Origin of the sequence: Saccharomonospora sp. CUA-673 (genome assembly GCF_001942305.1) — a bacterium.
Classification (GTDB): domain Bacteria; phylum Actinomycetota; class Actinomycetes; order Mycobacteriales; family Pseudonocardiaceae; genus Prauserella.
This window is the reverse complement of the sequence record NZ_MKKE01000038.1, coordinates 18604-34956: the sequence shown is the minus strand read 5'-3', so window position 1 is coordinate 34956 and position 16353 is coordinate 18604. Positions and strand designations below refer to the sequence as shown.

Genomic DNA, 16353 nt, shown 5'->3' with positions numbered 1-16353 from the left:
GCCAACTCCCTTACGAGCGGGTAGAGCCTTTTCCCGGCAGGTTGCCCTGCGACAAGTACGCCGCAGCCCGACGCAACACCTCGTTCTCCTGCTCCAACAACCGGTTACGCCGTTTGAGCTCCCGCAACTCAGCCGCCGCATCCGAGGACACACCCGGCTTGGCGCCGTCCTCGACATCAGCCTGACGCAACCACTTCTGCAACGTCATCTCGTGAACACCGAAGTCCGCGGCGACCTGCGCCAAAGTCACACCAGACTCGCGGTTACGCGCGACCCGGACGACGTCCTCACGGAACTCACGGGGATACGGCTTGGGCACAGTGGCATCCTTCCACGCCCACCTCTCGGCAAGCGAACTCAGATGTCACACACCCCTTCAGCAGCCCCGTGATGGTTGCTGTTTAGGTCGACGGGATGACACTCCGGGGCGGGGGTTTGTTTGGGTTGGGTGGGTGGTTGCGTTGGGGGCTTTGTGTGGGGGCCATTGCTTCGCTCGGCCCCGGGTTCTGTCGGGTTGACGTTTTGATTGTTCGTCGAACTGGTGTTTGGTATTATGGGCTGGTGGCCAGTGGTGGATCTGTTGTTCAGTCTGTGCAGTCGCTTCGGGTGCGGCGGGCACGGATTGATGCTGAGGAGATGAGCCTGTTGGCCTCGGCTGCGCCGTCGGACGAGGGCGAGTTGTCGTGGTTTGCCGAGTCGTTGGTGCCGGAGTGTCGGGCCTCGCGGGAGTTTGTTCTCGGGCGGGTGCATACGGCCGTGTCGTTGGTGTCGCGGATGCCTCGGCTGTTGTCGCTGATGGAGGACGGGAAAGTCGAGTATTACGCCGCATCCCGCGTCGTTGATGTGACCGGTGTGTTGTCCGACTCGCAGGCTCGCGAGGTCGACTCGTTGTTGGCCGACAAGCTTTCCTCGGCTGCCGAGACCATGTGGTTACCCCACAATCTGGTTCGGGCGGTTCGACGGCTCGTTGACAAGGTTGATCCTGCGGGGCGCGTTGAGCGTGCGCGGAAGGCTGACCAGGGGCGCAAGGTCACGTTGGAGCACGGGGAGAACTGCCAGTCCCGGCTCGTGACCACCATGCGGTCGGAGGTCGCCGCCGCCTGCTACGCGCGGGTCGACTCGCTGGCTCGGCAACGTAAGCGTGATGGGCACGAGCGAACCTATGACCAGTTGCGTGCGGACGTGGTTGCTGACCTGCTGCTGGGCAACGATCCCGGCGCTAAGGCTCCCGAGGTGTCTGCGGTGGTCTACGTGCACATGCCCGTCGACACCGCCCTGTCGATCTCCGAGTCCGGGGTCGAGCTGGACGGCTACGGGCCCATCCCCGGTGCCATCGGCCGAGAGATCGCGGCCAACCCGAAGTCGACCTGGCGGAAGGTGCTCTGCGATCCCGCCACCGGCAACCCGGTCGACCTCGGACGATCTCGCTACCGGCCCAGCACCACGATCCGCGAAGCCATGCGCGTCCGAGACCGCGAATGCGTCATCCCCTGGTGTCACCGACCAGCACGACACTGCGACACCGACCACGAACAGGAATGGACCCGTGACAACGGCCCCACCTCGCTGGACAACCTCACCGCACGCTGCCGCCGACACCACCGCATGAAAAACACCCCCGGCTGGATCACCACGCACGACCCGGCCGCGGCACGGCAACCGTCACAACGCCACTCGGCACCGTCCACACCGGACGGCGGACACCCGTCCTGATCGCGAACCCGAAACCGCCACCCGGTCAACAGGCCGGCGGGCCACCCGACCAGGACGAACCGCCGCCGTTCTGAACCGCCGCCTCACACGTGTTCCGACACCAGAACCGCCGCGGTGCCCGGCTCCAACGCACGGAACACGTGCGGCAGATCGCCGGGATACGAAATGTAATCACCCGGGGCCAGCTCCACCGGATCATCCGTCGGACCGACCAACGCGCGCCCCGTGCTGAGCACCACATGCTCCACCACGCCCGGCATGTGCGGATCCGACTCGCGCGCCGAATCGGGCTCCGCCGTGATCAGGTACAGATCGCGGCGCGCATTCGGCGGACACGTCGACAACACCGTCGCCAGATAGTCCGCCCGGTCCGCCGCAAACCTTGGACCCTCACCCGCCCGCACCAATCTCACCTGCGGCTGCGCCGGCTGCACCAACGCCGCGAACGCCACATCCAACGCCACACTCAACGCCCACAACGTCTCGACACTCGGATTCCCCCCGCCCGACTCGAGCTGCGACAACGTCGACTTCGCCACACCGGCCTTCTTCGCCAACTCCGACAGCGACAACCCCGCCCTGCCACGCTCCCGGCGCAACGCCGCCGCGATGTGGGCCAACGGCGACCCCCGACGCTGCTCAACCCCGTCCGACTCCACTGCGTCCACCGGATTCACTGCGTCGTCCGGTTTCACCATGTCGTTCGCTCCAGCGGTCCGATCGTTCGGCTTGACGAACACCCCGCCCGGTGTTCACTATGGCAGGCGATGCGTTCGATATGGCGAACACTAACAAACCGGCTCGGCCCCGGCCTCCTGCGCGACGTGCTCCTCGTGTGCGCCGCCAACGGCCTGGTCGCCGCGTCATTCGGCGCCATCGCCGTCAGCTCCGGCCTACCGCTGTGGCTACCCATGCTCATGTCCGTGATCGTCTTCGCCGGCGCCGCACAGTTCATGTTCGTCGGCCTGATCACCTCCGGCGGCAACCCCATCGCCGCTGTCCTGGCCGGCCTGCTGGTCAACGCCCGACACCTGCCGTTCGGTTTCGCGGTCGGCGACGTGTTCGGCCGCGGCCGCACCCGCCGCATCGTCGGCGCCCACCTCATGATCGACGAAACCGTCGCCTTCGCGCTGTCCCAGCAGGACGCCCAACGCCGCCGCGCCGCCTTCTGGACCTGCGGCATCGCCCTGTTCGTCTGCTGGAACCTCGGCGTCGTCGCCGGCGCCTTCGGCGGCACCGTCATCTCCGACACCGACGCCCTCGGCCTCGACGCCGCCTTTCCCGCCGTCCTGCTCGCCCTCGTCCTGCCGTCCCTGAAAGACCGCACCACCCGACTCGCCGTCCTCGTCGGCGTCGTCGTCGCCCTGGCCTCCGCGCCACTGCTGCCGCCCGGCGTGCCCGTCCTGCTCGCCCTCGCCGGCGTGCTCGTCACCCTCGGCGGCACACCGGACAAAACCAACAAAACCGCCGCGTCGGAGGCGAATCGGGAGGGTGCGTCGTGATCAGCCCGTTCGTGCTCATCGCCGCCACCCTCGTCCTCGGCGCCGGCACCTTCGCCTTCCGCTACGCCGGCCCCGCGCTGCGCAGCCGCATCGAGCTGTCCGACCGCGCCGAACACCTCATGGCCACCGCCGCCGTCGTCCTTCTCGCCGCCCTCGTCGCCACCTCCGCCCTCCTCGAGGACGGGCGAGTTCGCCGGCGTCGCCCGCCCCGCCGGCGTCGCCGTCGGCGGCATCCTGGCCTGGCGCAAGGCGCCGTTCGTCGTGGTCGTCCTCGCCGCCGCGGCCACCGCCGCAGGCCTGCGCCTGCTCGGTGTCCCGTAACACCGGAGGCAGTGCCCGGCGACCGGCGTCGGGGTTCGGACACCACGCCCGGGTAGGGTGGGTCAACCGCGACCTGCGGTTTCCCCGAAACGACCGAAGGGGTGTCGTGACCGACCGGCTGACGATCGGTGTGCTCGCTCTGCAGGGCGACGTGCGCGAACACGCGGGCGCGCTCGAACGCGCCGGAGCGCGCGCGGTACCGGTCCGTAGGCCCGAGGAACTCGACGCCGTCGACGCACTCGTCCTAACGGGCGGGGAGTCGACCACCATGTCCCGCCTGCTGGTGACGTTCGACCTGCTCGAGCCGATCCGCGCCCGCCTGGCCGCCGGCATGCCCGCCTACGGATCGTGCGCCGGCATGATCCTGCTGGCCCGCCAGGTGCTCGACGGACGCCCCGACCAGCGACAACTCGGTGCCCTCGACGTCATCGTGCGACGCAACGCCTTCGGCCGACAGGTCGACTCGTTCGAGACCGACGTCGACTTCCCCGGCGGCCCCACGCGTGCGGTGTTCATCCGCGCCCCGTGGGTGGAGAAGGTCGGCGACGGTGTCGAGGTGCTTGCCACCGTGTCGCACACCGCCGACGGCAGCGTCGCCGACGCCACCGACGCTGCCGATAGGATCGTCGCCGTGCGGCAAGGCCCGATCCTCGCCACCGCGTTCCACCCCGAACTCACCGGGGACGAGCGAGTGCACCGGCTGTTCGTGGACATCGCGCACGACAGTACGCGGACGACGGGCCGTCCCACGGACGACAACGTAGATCTGGAGGAGAGATGAGCGGCCACTCCAAGTGGGCGACCACAAAGCACAAGAAGGCCGCCCTCGACGCCAAGCGTGGCAAGCTGTTCGCGAAGTTGATCAAGAACATCGAGGTCGCCGCGCGGACCGGCGGGGGAGACCCCGAGGGGAACCCGACGCTCTTCGACGCCATCCAGAAGGCGAAGAAGAACTCGGTTCCGGCCGACAACGTCGAGCGCGCGCGCAAGCGCGGCGCCGGTGAGGAAGCCGGCGGCGCCGACTGGGAAGAGATCATGTACGAGGGCTACGGCGCGAACGGCGTCGCCGTGCTCATCGAATGTCTCACCGACAACAAGAACCGGGCCGCCAGCGAGGTGCGCACCGCGCTGACCCGTAACGGCGGCTCGCTCGCCGACCCCGGCTCGGTGTCCTACCTGTTCTCCCGCAAGGCATCGTGCTCATGTCGTCGGCCGGCACCAGCGAGGACGACGTGCTCATGGCCGTCCTCGACGCCGGCGCCGAGGAGGTCAACGACCTCGGCGAGAGCTTCGAGATCGTCTGCGAGCCCGGCGACCTCGTCGCCGTCCGCACCGCGCTGCAGGAAGCCGGCTACGACTACGAATCGGCCGAACTCAGCTTCCAGCCGTCCGTCAGCGTGCCCCTCGACGCCGAAGGCGCGAAGAAGATCTTCAAGCTGATCGACGCGCTCGAGGACTCCGACGACGTGCAGAACGTCTACGCCAACTTCGACGTCAGCGACGAGGTCATGGCCGAGGCCACCGCCTGACCAACACCTGTCAAGACCGAATCCGCCCGGCGGCACACCTGTGCTGTCGGGCGGATTCTCGTTGCGCCGCAACGTAATTCGACCGAACCCCGGCGACCGGTGGCAGATTTCTCGCGCCGGGTGGTGGGAACCGGTGGCAGACGTACGGCAGAATGCACGCCGTGACTGTCGAGACACCGGAGCCGGCGAACGCCGCAGACCCCGTCGACGACCTGCGCGAGTGGATCGTCGGCGAAGCCGAACGACGCGGGAACGCGGTCATCAACGTCGCGGGCGACGAACGCGGCGCCGGATACTCCTTCACCGTGTGCGCCTGGGCCATGCACAGCGTCCCCGAGGCCGTCGTCGTCGGCCTGCCGCCCCAGCTCGCGCCCGTGCTGCTCGACGCCTACGTCGACCGCGCCGCCACCGGCGAACAGTTCCGCTGCGGCGAGCTGTACCACGACTTCTTCGACGGCGTTCCCGTCACGTTCGAGCAGGTCGCGCCCGGGCACTACCCCGAGTTCTTCGGCAGCGCCTTCGCGGTCTACCCCGAGGGCGACTTCCCGGCACTGCAGATCATCGTGCCCACCCCCGACGGGCACTGGCCGTGGACCAACGCCGCCCCCGAGGGCTTCGCGTCCTGGCAGCCCGTGCTGACCGCCAGCGGTGAACCCGAGAGCTGGACCCCCGGCGTCGACGGCCCCTGAGGCTGCGCGGCTGCAGAGCCTGCGCCACTGATCATTTTCTGTTCTGTCCGATTTTCCGCGCCGGTCGACCTGCCGACCGGTTCCGCACACGCCACCTCGGCACCGTTGCCCACGACCGACGGCCGACGTGGAAAGGGCACCGGACATGGACGTGACGCGCAGGAAGGCACTGACCGCGGGAGCGCTCGGCGCACTCGGTACCGCGGGGCTGGCCGCGACCGCAGGCACCGCACAGGCGGCCACCACCGCACCCGACCGGCCGCCGCAGGGCGCCGGGCGCGGTGCCGCGCTCATCGGCCCGGCCAACGGCGACACCCTGCACGTGGCGTCGTTCAACATCCGCGTCGACATCGGCGCGCCCGCAGGCAGCGACGACTCGTGGACCGACCGGCTGCCGGTGCTGGCCGAGTTCCTCGCCGTCGAACAGCCCACCGTCCTCGGCGTGCAGGAAGCGCTGTACGAGCAGGTCAAGCAGGTCGACGCAGCGCTGCCCGCCCACTACGACAGCATCGGGCTCGGCCGGCAGGGCGGCAGCGAGGACGAGTTCTGCTCCATCCACTTCGACGCCGACCGCCTCGAACCGCTCGCGTTCGACCACTTCTGGCTGTCCGACACCCCGCACGTCATCGGCTCGGTGACCTGGGGCAACGCCGTCGTGCGCATGGTGTCGTGGGTGCGGATGGCCGACCGACGCACCGGCGTCGAGTTCGTCGTGGCCAACACGCACTTCGACCACGTCTCCGAGTACTCGCGCGTGCGCAGCGCCGAACTGCTGCGGGACAGGGTCCGCGACGTCGCAGGCGACGACCCGGTGCTCGTCCTCGGCGACTTCAACAGCCCGGCAGGTGGGGGAGGGGCCTACGACGTGCTCGTCGACGACGGCCTCGTCGACACGTGGAACACCGGCCGGCGCCTGACACCGGAGTGGGGCACGTTCCCCAACTACGGAGACCCCGTCGACGGCGGCGACCGGATCGACTGGATCCTCACCGGTGGTGACGCCGTGACCCGTGAGGTGGCGCTCAACCCGTTCCGCATCGACGGCCGCTACCCGTCCGACCACCTGCCCGTCCAGGCGCTCGTGGACCTCGGCCGGGCGTGATCGGAGCCTCGCAGGCGCACCGGGCCGAGCTCGGCGCGCCTGCGGGCACCGCCCGCACCCCTGCCGGTAGTCTGGCGACCTCGAACTGATGTTCCCGGACAGGGGGAGACCCGTTGCGCGTGCTGGGCGTGGACCCCGGACTGACCCGCTGCGGCCTCGGTGTCGTCGACGGCGGTACCGGTCGCCAGGTGACGTGCGTGGCCGTCGACGTCGTCCGCACCCCGGCCGAGGACGAGCTGTCCCGGCGGCTGCTGCAGATCTCGGACGCCGTGGAGGAGTGGCTCGAGACCTACCGGCCCGAGGCGATCGCCGTCGAGCGCGTGTTCAGCCAGCACAACGTGCGCACCGCGATGGGCACCGCGCAGGCTGGCGGCGTGGTCGCCCTCGGTGCCGCGCGCCGCGGACTGCCGGTCGTGTTCCACACGCCGAGCGAGATCAAGGCCGCCGTCACCGGATCGGGCCGCGCCGACAAGGAGCAGGTCACCGGCATGGTGACCCGGCTGCTGAAACTCGAGTCGCGCCCCAAACCCGCCGACGCCGCCGACGCGCTCGCGCTGGCCATCTGCCACCTCTGGCGCGAGCCCATGCGCGGCCGGCTCGCCGAGGCCGAGGCCCGCGCGGCCGCACTGGCCAAGGCGCACAAGGCCAAACTCGCCGCCGCGGCCAAGGAACGCGGCGCGCAGCGGGCCGGGACGCCGCACACGCGAAGGGAGACACGCCGGTGATCGCCTCGGTGAAGGGGGAGGTCCTGTCGATCGGACTGGACCACGCGGTCGTCGAGGTCGGCGGCGTCGGGATGGCCGTGCAGGCCACGCCCGCGACGCTGGCCACCCTGCGCCGCGGGGAACAGGCGCGGCTCGCGACCTCGCTCGTCGTGCGCGAGGACTCGCTCACGCTGTTCGGCTTCGCCGACACCGAGGCGCGGGACCTGTTCACGCTGCTGCAGACCGTCTCGGGAATCGGGCCGCGGCTCGCGCTCGCCGCGCTCGCCGTGCTCGACCCGGACCAGCTGCGCACGGCGCTCGCCGACGGCAACATCACGGTCCTGACCCAGGTGCCCGGCATCGGGCGGAAGGGCGCGGAACGGCTCACGCTCGAACTGCGCGACAAGGTGCTGGCTGCCGAACCCACGGCGGCGGGCGTCGAACCCCAGCACGCGGCCGGCGCGGTCCGCACCGAGGTCGTCGAGGCGCTCGCCGGGCTCGGCTTCGCCGCCAAGCAGGCCGAGCAGGCGGTCGACAAGGTCGCCGCCGCCCAGCCCGAGGCCGACACGTCGAGCCTGCTGCGCGCGGCACTGACCACCCTCGGCACGAAACGCTGACGCCGGACCATGCACGATGACCCCATGACCGAGTCCGCACCGCTGGGCGACGAACCGGACCTCGCGCTCGACCCGGACGCCGAGGCCGCGCTGTCGGCGTTCCCGCAGACCGGGGACCGCGAGGTCGAGACGGCGCTGCGGCCCAAGCAGCTCGGCGATTTCGTCGGCCAGCCGCGCGTGCGCGAACAGCTCCAACTCGTGCTCGACAGCGCCCGCAAACGCGGGGTGCCGCCCGACCACGTCCTGCTGTCCGGTCCGCCGGGACTGGGCAAGACGAGCCTCGCGATGATCATCGCCGCCGAACTCGGCGCGGCCATCCGCATCACGTCCGGCCCTGCGCTGGAGAAGGCGGGCGACCTGGCCGCGATGCTGTCGAACCTCGCCGAGGGCGACGTGCTGTTCATCGACGAGATCCACCGCATCGCCCGCCCCGCCGAGGAGATGCTGTACCTGGCGATGGAGGACTTCCGTGTCGACGTCGTCGTCGGCAAGGGGCCCGGCGCCACCAGCATCCCCCTGGAGATCGCACCGTTCACCCTGGTCGGGGCCACCACCAGGTCCGGTTCGCTCACCGGCCCGTTGCGCGACAGGTTCGGCTTCACCGGCCAGATGGAGTTCTACAGCCCCGACGAGCTCGGCGAGGTCGTCGGCCGGTCGGCGGCGCTGCTCGACATCGCCGTCGACGACGCCGGCCGTTCCGAGATCGCGCACCGCTCGCGGGGCACGCCGCGGATCGCCAACCGCCTGCTGCGCCGCGTGCGCGACTACGCCGAGGTCCGCGCCGACGGCGTGGCCACCCTGGAGGTCGTCCGCGCGGCACTCGAGGTCTACGACGTCGACGAACTCGGCCTCGACCGGCTCGACCGCGCCGTGCTGACCGCGCTCGTCCGCTCGTTCGGCGGCGGGCCGGTCGGGGTGTCGACCCTGGCCGTGGCCGTCGGCGAGGAGCCCACGACGGTCGAAGAGGTGTGTGAGCCGTATCTCGTGCGTGCGGGTATGCTCGCACGCACCCCGCGTGGCCGCGTCGCTACGGCGACCGCGTGGGAGCACCTCGGGCTGACGCCCCCGCCGGACGCGGCCGGGGCCGACGGGACCGGCTCGCCGACCCTGTTCGACTGACGCCGATATCCGACTCGGACGAACGAGGTCGGATTCGCGATCGGACAAACGAGGTGCAGTGCGAGGGGGTCGCCCGTTCGGGCGGCCACACCTGGCACACTCAGGCATTGACCATCCAGACAACATGGACGTACCTCCCGGCGGAGACGTCTTTCGAATGGAGAACCATGGAAGGCCTTTTCCTGCCGCTCCTGCTCATGCTCGTGCTCGCGGTCCCGCTGATCATGGGTACGCGCAAGCAGAAGAAGATGGCGGCGCAGCAGCAGGAGCTGCAAGACAGCCTGACGGTCGGGGACCGCGTCATGACGACGTCCGGGCTGTACGCCACGGTCGCCGACACGAGCGACGAGAGCACCATCGACCTCGAGATCGCCGACGGCGTCGTGACGACCTGGCTGCGTCAGGCCGTTCGTGAGCGCATCGAGCCGATGGACGACGAGGACGCCGACGACGTCGAGGACTCGACGGACTCCGCGGACACCTCGGAGTCCGTCGAGGTGTCGGCGTCGAGCAAGGCCGACAGCAACGGCTCCGGCGCGCAGGTCGCCGAGCCGCTCGAGCACAAGAAGTAGAGCGAATTCGCGACGTCCGTCGGTTTTTCACCGAATCGGCGGGTCGAATTCGACGCTCCGTACACAACGTTCACGCAGCGCCGAGTACTGTCTCGGTGCTGCGTGCGTACGTTCGGAGTACGTCGCTCACGACCTCTAGCCGCTGTACACCTCGAGGAGAACCACCGACGTGGCACCACCGGCCGGGAAGATCCGCCCGGGACGTTATCTCGCCTTTTTCGTCCTCATCATCGTCTCGCTGTACTCGCTGGTGTTCTTCACCGGCGACCGCGATCCGTCGCCGAAACTGGGGATCGACCTGCAGGGCGGGACCCGGGTCACCTTGACCGCACGAACCCCGGACGGTGAGCAGCCGTCGAACGAGCAGCTCGAACAGGCGCGGCAGATCATCGAGACCCGCGTCAACGGCATCGGTGTCACCGGCGCGAGGTGGTGCTCGACGGCAGCAACGTCGTCATCACCGTGCCCGGCGAGGAGGGCGAGCAGGCCAGGAACCTCGGCCGGACCGCCAAGCTCGGATTCCGCACGGTCGTCAACGCCCAGCAGGTGCAACAGCAGGGCGGGCAGAACCAGCAGGACCAGCAGGGCGGCCAGGACCAGCAGGAGGAGACCGGCGGTCAGGGCGGCCAGCAGAACGAGGGCGGCCAGGACGGTGCCGCGCAGAGCCCGCAGGGCGGCGGCGGAAGCCAGCCCCAGGGCGAGGGGGACAACAGCGATAACGGCGACGGCACCGCCGGTGGCGGCGGTGGCGACTCGGGGGACGGCGCGACGCCGAACCCGGGTCTGCAGACCGACGAGGAGATCGCCGAGGAGATCGAGCGGGCCAAGCAGGAGCGGCAGAACCCCGCCCTGATGCCGCAGCCGGGCGACCAGGCCGGCGCGGCCGCGGCGCAGCAGGCGCAGCAGCAGGCCATGGCGAACCTGACCTGCCAGCCCAACGACCCGCTGGTCGGCAACGACGACCCGAACCTGCCGCTGGTCACCTGCAGCGAGGACGGCAACGAGAAGTACGTCCTCGGCCCGGTGTTCCTCGAGGGCACCGAGATCGACGACTCGACGGCGTCGTACGACCCGCAGCAGGGCTGGGTCGTGAACCTGCAGTTCCTGCGCAACGGCGCGGAGACCTGGGCCGACTACACCTCGCAGAACGTCGGCCAGTCGGCCGCGTTCGTGCTCGACAGCCAAGTGGTGTCTGCGCCGCGGATCAACAGTGCCATCCCCGACGGGCAGACGCAGATCAGCGGTGACTTCACGCAGGAGGAGGCGCAGAACCTTGCCGACATCCTCCAGTACGGCTCGCTGCCGCTGTCGTTCGAATCGTCCGACGCCCTGACCGTGTCGCCGACCCTCGGCCTCGCCTCGCTCGAGGCGGGCCTGATCGCCGGTGCGATCGGCATCGCCTGGTGTTCGTCTACTGTCTCGCCTACTACCGCATGCTCGGTGTGCTGACGGTGCTGTCGCTGGTGTTGTCGGGGGCGATCGTCTACGCGGTGCTGGTGTTGCTGGGGCGGTGGATCGGCTTCACCCTCGACCTGGCCGGCGTCGCCGGCTTCATCATCGCCATCGGTGTCACCGCGGACTCGTTCGTCGTCTACTTCGAACGGCTCAAGGACGAGATGCGCGACGGCAAGAGTTTCAGATCGGCGGTACCACGGGCCTGGGCCCGGGCGCGTCGGACGATCCTCGCCTCCGACGCGATCATGTTCCTCTGTGCGGCGGTGCTGTACGTCCTGGCGGTCGGCGAGGTCCGCGGCTTCGCGTTCACGCTCGGTATGTCGACCGTGCTGGACCTGATCGTCGTATTCCTCGTGACCCACCCGCTCGTGGCGATGGTCGCCAAGTCGAAGAAGCTGTCCAGCCCCAAGCTGTCCGGCCTGGGCACGGTGCAGCGACTCGGCCAGCAGCGACGCGGCGGCGTCCACATCAGCCAGACGAAGACGAAGGGGGCGTGAGGTGTCCAGCAGCGACGAGAAGGAACCCACGGACGGCGCCGACACGCCCACCGGCGAGGCCGTCACCGCCACCGGCGAGCCGGTCGGTGAGAAGCAGTCGGTCTTCCAGCGGCTCTACACCGGTACGGGTGCGTTCGACATCGTCGGCCGCCGCAAGTACTGGTACGTCGCGTTCGCGCTGCTCCTGCTCGTGTGTGTCGGCGCGATGGGCTTCAAGGGCTTCAACCTGGGCATCGAGTTCCAGGGCGGAACCCAACTGTCCATGCCGGCCCAGGGCGCGCAGGGGCAGATCGACGAGGACGCGGCCGCCGCCGTCGTCGGCGAGGCGACCGGGATCCGTCCGGCCGCCTCGCAGGTGGTCGGCACCGGCCAGAACGCCACGGTCCAGGTGCGCACCAGCACGCTCGAAGGCGGCGAGATCGTCGAGGCCAAGCGGGCCCTGTTCGAGGAGTTCCAGCCGCTCGACGCCGGCGGGCAGCCGAACGAGGCCATCATCAGCGACAGCGCCGTCAGCGCGTCCTGGGGTGGGGAGATCTCCAAGCAGGCGTTGATCGCGCTCGGCGTGTTCATGGTGCTGGTGACGATCTTCCTGGTCATCTACTTCGAGAAGTGGATGGCGGTGGCGGCGATCTCCACCCTGATCCACGACATCGTCGTGACCGCGGGTGTCTATGCGCTCATCGGGTTCGAGGTGACGCCGGCGACCGTGATCGGTCTGCTCACGATCCTCGGTTACTCGCTGTACGACACGGTGGTCGTGTTCGACAAGGTCAAGGAGAACACCCGCGGGCTGCTCAACCTGACCAAGCGCACCTACGCCGAGGCCGCGAACCTCGCGCTCAACCAGACGTTGATGCGGTCGATCAACACGTCGGTCATCGCGCTGCTGCCGGTGCTCGGCCTGATGATCGTCGGCCACATCCTGCTCGGCTCCGGCACGTTGCAGGACCTGGCGCTGGTGCAGCTGACGGGTATGGCCGTGGGTGTCGTGTCGTCGGTGATGCTGGCGACCCCGATCCTCGTGACGCTCAAGATGCGCGAGCGGCCCTACATCGAGCAGGCCGAGCGGGTGGCCAACCGCCGCGCCATCCAGGACCGGGTGAAGGCCCGCGGCGCCACCGGTGAGGACGACGACTACTTCGACGCCGGCGACGACCAGCAGCTGGAGGCCGAACTCCGCAAGGAGCGGGCCTACGCCGCGGCGGCCACCGTGCCGGCGCGGACGCCGAAGGCGAAGGACCGGCACCGCACCCAGCGGCGCAGCGGAACACCGACAGGGAAGCGGAAGCGGTCATGAACCTCGACGAGGCGCTCGAGCAGATCGCCGAACTGCCCGACTTCCCCGAACCCGGGGTGGTCTTCCGCGACCTGACGCCGCTGTTCGGGCATCCGAAGGCGTTCCCGGTGGTGATCGACGCGCTGGCCGAGGCCGTCGGCGAGGTCGACCAGCTCGCGGCGGTCGAGGCGCGCGGGTTCGTGCTCGCGGCCGCGGTCGCCTACGCCAAGGGCATCGGCGTGACGCTCGTGCGCAAGGCGGGCAAGCTGCCGACCGTCGCGGGCAGCGTCGACTACGCGCTCGAGTACGGCACGGCCACGCTCGAACTGCCGGCCGACGCCGTGCACCCCGGTCAGCGGGTCGCGATCGTCGACGACGTCCTCGCCACCGGCGGCACGGTCGCCGCGACGCGGGAGCTGCTCGCCGAGGCGGGCGCCGACGTCCGCTCGGTCGCCGTGGTGCTCGAACTGAGCGCGCTCGGGGGCCGGGACAAGCTCGGCGACCTGCCGCTGCACGCGCTGCGCACGGTCTGAACACCCGCCCGCGAACGGCGGCGCCGGCCGGGGCGTGACCGGCCGGCCAACCGATCGTGAACGCCGGGCCGCCGCCGGCTATCGCGCTGGGTCTACCCTGGAGGCAGACACACCCGCGCGCATGAGCTGGAGGTACGGGTGAGCCGAGAGCTCGATTCCGTGGCAGCCCGGTCGAACGACGCCGACGGTCCCGCGCGCGACCACGGTGCCGGTGCCGCCGGCACCACCGGTTCCGGGGCGAACGGCGCCGCGCAGCCCGGCAGCGCGAGCAGCGCAGGCCCCGGTGCCACGGGAGCTAACGGAGCCACCGGAGCCACTGCGAACGGCGCCGGGCCGACGAGCGGCGCGGGCGACAAGCCCTCCGGCGGCGCGGCGAACGGTGCGGGTACCCAGGCCGGCCCCGGCGAACCGGTCGGCCCGTACGCGGCCACGCGGGCGCCCTCGCCGACCCGCCGGGTGCGGGCCCGGCTCGCGCGCCGCATCACCGCCCAGCGCGCCGCGCCGGTCAAGCAGGTCCTCGAACCGCTGGCCGCGATCCACCGCGAACTGCATCCGAGCGCCGACCTCGCACTGCTGCAACGCGCCTACGACGTCGCCGAACGGTTGCACCGCCAGCAGCGGCGCAAGTCCGGCGACCCGTACATCACGCATCCGCTGGCCGTCGCGACGATCCTCGCCGAGCTCGGCATGGACACCACGACGCTCGTGGCGGCGCTGCTGCACGACACCGTCGAGGACACCGGCTACTCGCTCGACCAGCTCGGCAGCGACTTCGGCGAGAAGGTCTCGCAGCTCGTCGACGGCGTCACCAAGCTCGACAAGGTCAAACTCGGCACGGCGGCCGAGGCGGAGACGATCCGCAAGATGGTCATCGCGATGGCCAGGGATCCGCGCGTGCTGGTCATCAAGCTGGCCGACCGGTTGCACAACATGCGCACGATGCGCTTCCTGCCGCCGGAGAAGCAGGCGCGCAAGGCCAAGGAGACCCTCGAGGTGCTGGCGCCGCTGGCGCACCGGCTCGGCATGTCGACCGTCAAGTGGGAGCTCGAGGACCTGGCGTTCGCGATCCTCCAGCCGAAGAAGTACGACGAGATCGTGCGCCTGGTCGCCGACCGCGCGCCGTCGCGGGACACCTACCTGCGCGGGGTGATCTCCGAGCTCAACAAGAACCTCGAGGCTCGCGCGTGTCGGCCAAGGTCGAGGGCAGGCCGAAGCACTACTACTCGATCCACCAGAAGATGATCGTGCGCGGCCGCGAGCTCGACGACATCCACGACCTCGTCGGTGTGCGCATCATGGTGGACGACGTGCGGGACTGCTACGCCGCGATGGGCGTGGTGCACGCGTTGTGGCAGCCGATGCCGGGCCGGTTCAAGGACTACATCGCCCAGCCGCGGTTCGGGGTGTACCAGTCGCTGCACACGACGGTGATCGGTCCGGACGGCAAGCCGCTCGAGGTGCAGATCCGCACGCACGAGATGCACCGCACCGCCGAGTACGGCATCGCCGCGCACTGGCGGTACAAGGAGACCAAGGGCACGCACCGCGGTACCGGCGGCGCCCTCGACGTCGACGAGATGGCGTGGATGCGCCAGCTGCTCGACTGGCAGCGCGAGGCCGCCGACCCGGGCGAGTTCCTCGAGTCGCTGCGCTACGACCTGGCCACGCGCGAGATCTTCGTGTTCACGCCGAAGGGCGACGTGATCACGCTGCCCGTCGCTCGACCCCGGTCGACTTCGCCTACGCCGTGCACACCGAGGTGGGCCACCGCTGCATCGGCGCCCGGGTCAACGGCAGGCTCGTGGCGCTGGACGCAAGCTCGAGAACGGTGAGGTCGTCGAGGTCTTCACGTCGAAGGCCGAGGGCGCAGGGCCGAGCCGCGACTGGTTGCAGTTCGCCGGTTCGCCCAAGGCCCGGGCGAAGATCCGCCAGTGGTTCGCCAAGGAACGCCGCGACGAGGCCGTCGAGGCGGGCAAGGAGGCGATCACCAAGGAGGTCCGCAAGGTCGGTCTGCCGATCCAGCGCCTCGTGTCGGCGGACTCGATGGGCGCCGTGGCGAAGGAACTGCGCTACAGCGACATCAGCGCGCTCTACGCCGCCGTGGGCGAGAAGCGCACGAGCGCGCAGCACGTCGTGCAGCGGCTCATGGCGCTCATCGGCGGCGTGGAGGAGGCCGAGGAGGAACTGGCCGAACGCGCCACGCCGTCGACGGTCACGCGCCGCCGCGGTTCGGGCGACGTCGGGGTGATCGTCAAGGACCAGACCGACATCTGGACCAAGCTCGCCCGCTGCTGCACGCCGGTGCCCGGCGACGAGATCCTCGGGTTCGTCACCCGCGGCGGCGGGGTGAGCGTGCACCGCACCGATTGCACGAACGCCGACGACCTGCGCGCCCAGCCCGAACGGCTCGTCGACGTCGAATGGGCGCCGTCGGAGTCGTCGGTGTTCCTCGTGGCCATCCAGGTGGAGGCGCTCGACCGGCACCGCCTGCTGTCCGACGTGACGAAGGTGCTCGCCGACGAGAAGGTCAACATCCTGTCGCGTCGGTGACCACGTCGAACGACCGGGTGGCCGTCAGCAAGTTCACCTTCGAGATGGGCGATCCGAAGCATCTCGGCCACGTGCTCAAGGTGGTCCGCAACGTCGAGGGCGTCTACGACGTCTACCGCGTGACGTCGGCGGCATGAGCCGGTGCTCACACCGCCCGCGGTGTGCGAGGGCCTA

General features: G+C 70.0%; 13 protein-coding genes and 4 pseudogenes. 15 read left to right on the top strand and 2 right to left on the bottom strand.

Features of this window, described 5'->3' with window-relative positions; genetic code table 11:
- Nucleotides 1-10 precede the first annotated feature (10 nt).
- Nucleotides 11-319, bottom strand: a complete 309-nt coding sequence (locus tag BJF85_RS29010; protein WP_020501082.1) for an IS3 family transposase — start codon at nt 317-319, stop codon at nt 11-13.
- Nucleotides 320-414: 95 nt separating this feature from the next.
- Here BJF85_RS29010 and BJF85_RS17450 point away from each other — a divergent pair, with 95 nt between their 5' ends.
- A complete protein-coding gene (locus BJF85_RS17450) occupies nt 415-1713 on the top strand; it encodes an HNH endonuclease signature motif containing protein (RefSeq protein WP_083666505.1) in 1299 nt (432 codons plus the stop codon).
- 83 nt (nt 1714-1796) lie between these two features.
- On the opposite strand, the gene BJF85_RS17445 is transcribed toward BJF85_RS17450, so the two are convergent.
- Complete coding sequence (locus tag BJF85_RS17445; RefSeq protein ID WP_255375712.1) at nt 1797-2381, bottom strand: helix-turn-helix domain-containing protein; 585 nt, start codon at nt 2379-2381, stop codon at nt 1797-1799.
- Between the two features lie 99 nt (nt 2382-2480).
- Between BJF85_RS17445 and BJF85_RS17440 the strand changes: the two genes are divergently transcribed.
- From BJF85_RS17440 to BJF85_RS17375, 14 genes and pseudogenes are all read left to right on the top strand, one after another.
- Nucleotides 2481-3215, top strand: a complete 735-nt coding sequence (locus BJF85_RS17440) for an AzlC family ABC transporter permease (protein WP_083666504.1) — start codon at nt 2481-2483, stop codon at nt 3213-3215.
- Nucleotides 3212-3536, top strand: a pseudogene (locus tag BJF85_RS17435) (AzlD domain-containing protein). Before BJF85_RS17440 ends, BJF85_RS17435 begins: the two are co-directional and overlap by 4 nt.
- Nucleotides 3537-3642: 106 nt before the next feature.
- A complete protein-coding gene (gene pdxT / locus BJF85_RS17430; protein WP_075849051.1) occupies nt 3643-4317 on the top strand; it encodes a pyridoxal 5'-phosphate synthase glutaminase subunit PdxT in 675 nt (224 codons plus the stop codon).
- Nucleotides 4314-4966: pseudogene (locus tag BJF85_RS17425) on the top strand (YebC/PmpR family DNA-binding transcriptional regulator); the annotation flags it as partial. The gene pdxT and the pseudogene BJF85_RS17425, both read left to right, overlap by 4 nt.
- A gap of 251 nt (nt 4967-5217) precedes the next feature.
- Nucleotides 5218-5754 (top strand): DUF4262 domain-containing protein, encoded by a 537-nt coding sequence (locus BJF85_RS17420; RefSeq protein WP_075849049.1) that lies wholly within the window; start codon nt 5218-5220, stop codon nt 5752-5754.
- A 127-nt stretch (nt 5755-5881) separates the two neighbouring features.
- Complete coding sequence (locus tag BJF85_RS17415) at nt 5882-6856, top strand: endonuclease/exonuclease/phosphatase family protein (RefSeq protein WP_255375711.1); 975 nt, start codon at nt 5882-5884, stop codon at nt 6854-6856.
- Nucleotides 6857-6969: 113 nt separating this feature from the next.
- The gene (gene ruvC / locus BJF85_RS17410; protein ID WP_075849045.1) at nt 6970-7581 is read left to right on the top strand and encodes a crossover junction endodeoxyribonuclease RuvC; all 612 of its coding nucleotides are present in this window, start codon (nt 6970-6972) and stop codon (nt 7579-7581) included.
- Nucleotides 7578-8177 (top strand): Holliday junction branch migration protein RuvA, encoded by a 600-nt coding sequence (gene ruvA, locus BJF85_RS17405; protein ID WP_075849043.1) that lies wholly within the window; start codon nt 7578-7580, stop codon nt 8175-8177. Before ruvC ends, ruvA begins: the two co-directional genes overlap by 4 nt.
- Before the next feature lie 9 nt (nt 8178-8186).
- Nucleotides 8187-9296 (top strand): Holliday junction branch migration DNA helicase RuvB, encoded by a 1110-nt coding sequence (gene ruvB, locus BJF85_RS17400; protein ID WP_075849041.1) that lies wholly within the window; start codon nt 8187-8189, stop codon nt 9294-9296.
- A gap of 167 nt (nt 9297-9463) precedes the next feature.
- On the top strand, nt 9464-9868 hold the full coding sequence (yajC, locus tag BJF85_RS17395; protein ID WP_075849039.1) for a preprotein translocase subunit YajC: 405 nt from the start codon (nt 9464-9466) through the stop codon (nt 9866-9868).
- Nucleotides 9869-10037: 169 nt separating this feature from the next.
- Nucleotides 10038-11820: pseudogene (gene secD, locus BJF85_RS17390) on the top strand (protein translocase subunit SecD).
- Between the two features lies 1 nt (nt 11821).
- Nucleotides 11822-13117, top strand: coding sequence for a protein translocase subunit SecF (gene secF, locus BJF85_RS17385; protein ID WP_075849037.1), 1296 nt, complete (start codon nt 11822-11824; stop codon nt 13115-13117).
- Nucleotides 13114-13629: an adenine phosphoribosyltransferase gene (locus tag BJF85_RS17380; protein ID WP_075849036.1), complete on the top strand. Its 516-nt coding sequence runs from the start codon at nt 13114-13116 to the stop codon at nt 13627-13629. The genes secF and BJF85_RS17380 overlap by 4 nt, the downstream gene beginning before the upstream one ends.
- A 426-nt stretch (nt 13630-14055) precedes the next feature.
- A pseudogene (locus BJF85_RS17375) lies at nt 14056-16316 on the top strand (bifunctional (p)ppGpp synthetase/guanosine-3',5'-bis(diphosphate) 3'-pyrophosphohydrolase); the annotation flags it as partial.
- Between the last annotated feature and the right edge of the window lie 37 nt (nt 16317-16353).

Excerpts from the sequence above, each read along its gene's own strand:
- BJF85_RS17450 (WP_083666505.1), top strand. The coding sequence starts at position 415 with ATGACACTCCGGGGCGGGGGTTTGTTTGGGTTGGGTGGGTGGTTGCGT.
- BJF85_RS17440 (WP_083666504.1), top strand. The coding sequence starts at position 2,481 with ATGCGTTCGATATGGCGAACACTAACAAACCGGCTCGGCCCCGGCCTC.
- BJF85_RS17420 (WP_075849049.1), top strand. The coding sequence starts at position 5,218 with ATGCACGCCGTGACTGTCGAGACACCGGAGCCGGCGAACGCCGCAGAC.
- ruvB (WP_075849041.1), top strand. The coding sequence starts at position 8,187 with ATGCACGATGACCCCATGACCGAGTCCGCACCGCTGGGCGACGAACCG.
- yajC (WP_075849039.1), top strand. The coding sequence starts at position 9,464 with ATGGAAGGCCTTTTCCTGCCGCTCCTGCTCATGCTCGTGCTCGCGGTC.
- BJF85_RS17380 (WP_075849036.1), top strand. The coding sequence starts at position 13,114 with ATGAACCTCGACGAGGCGCTCGAGCAGATCGCCGAACTGCCCGACTTC.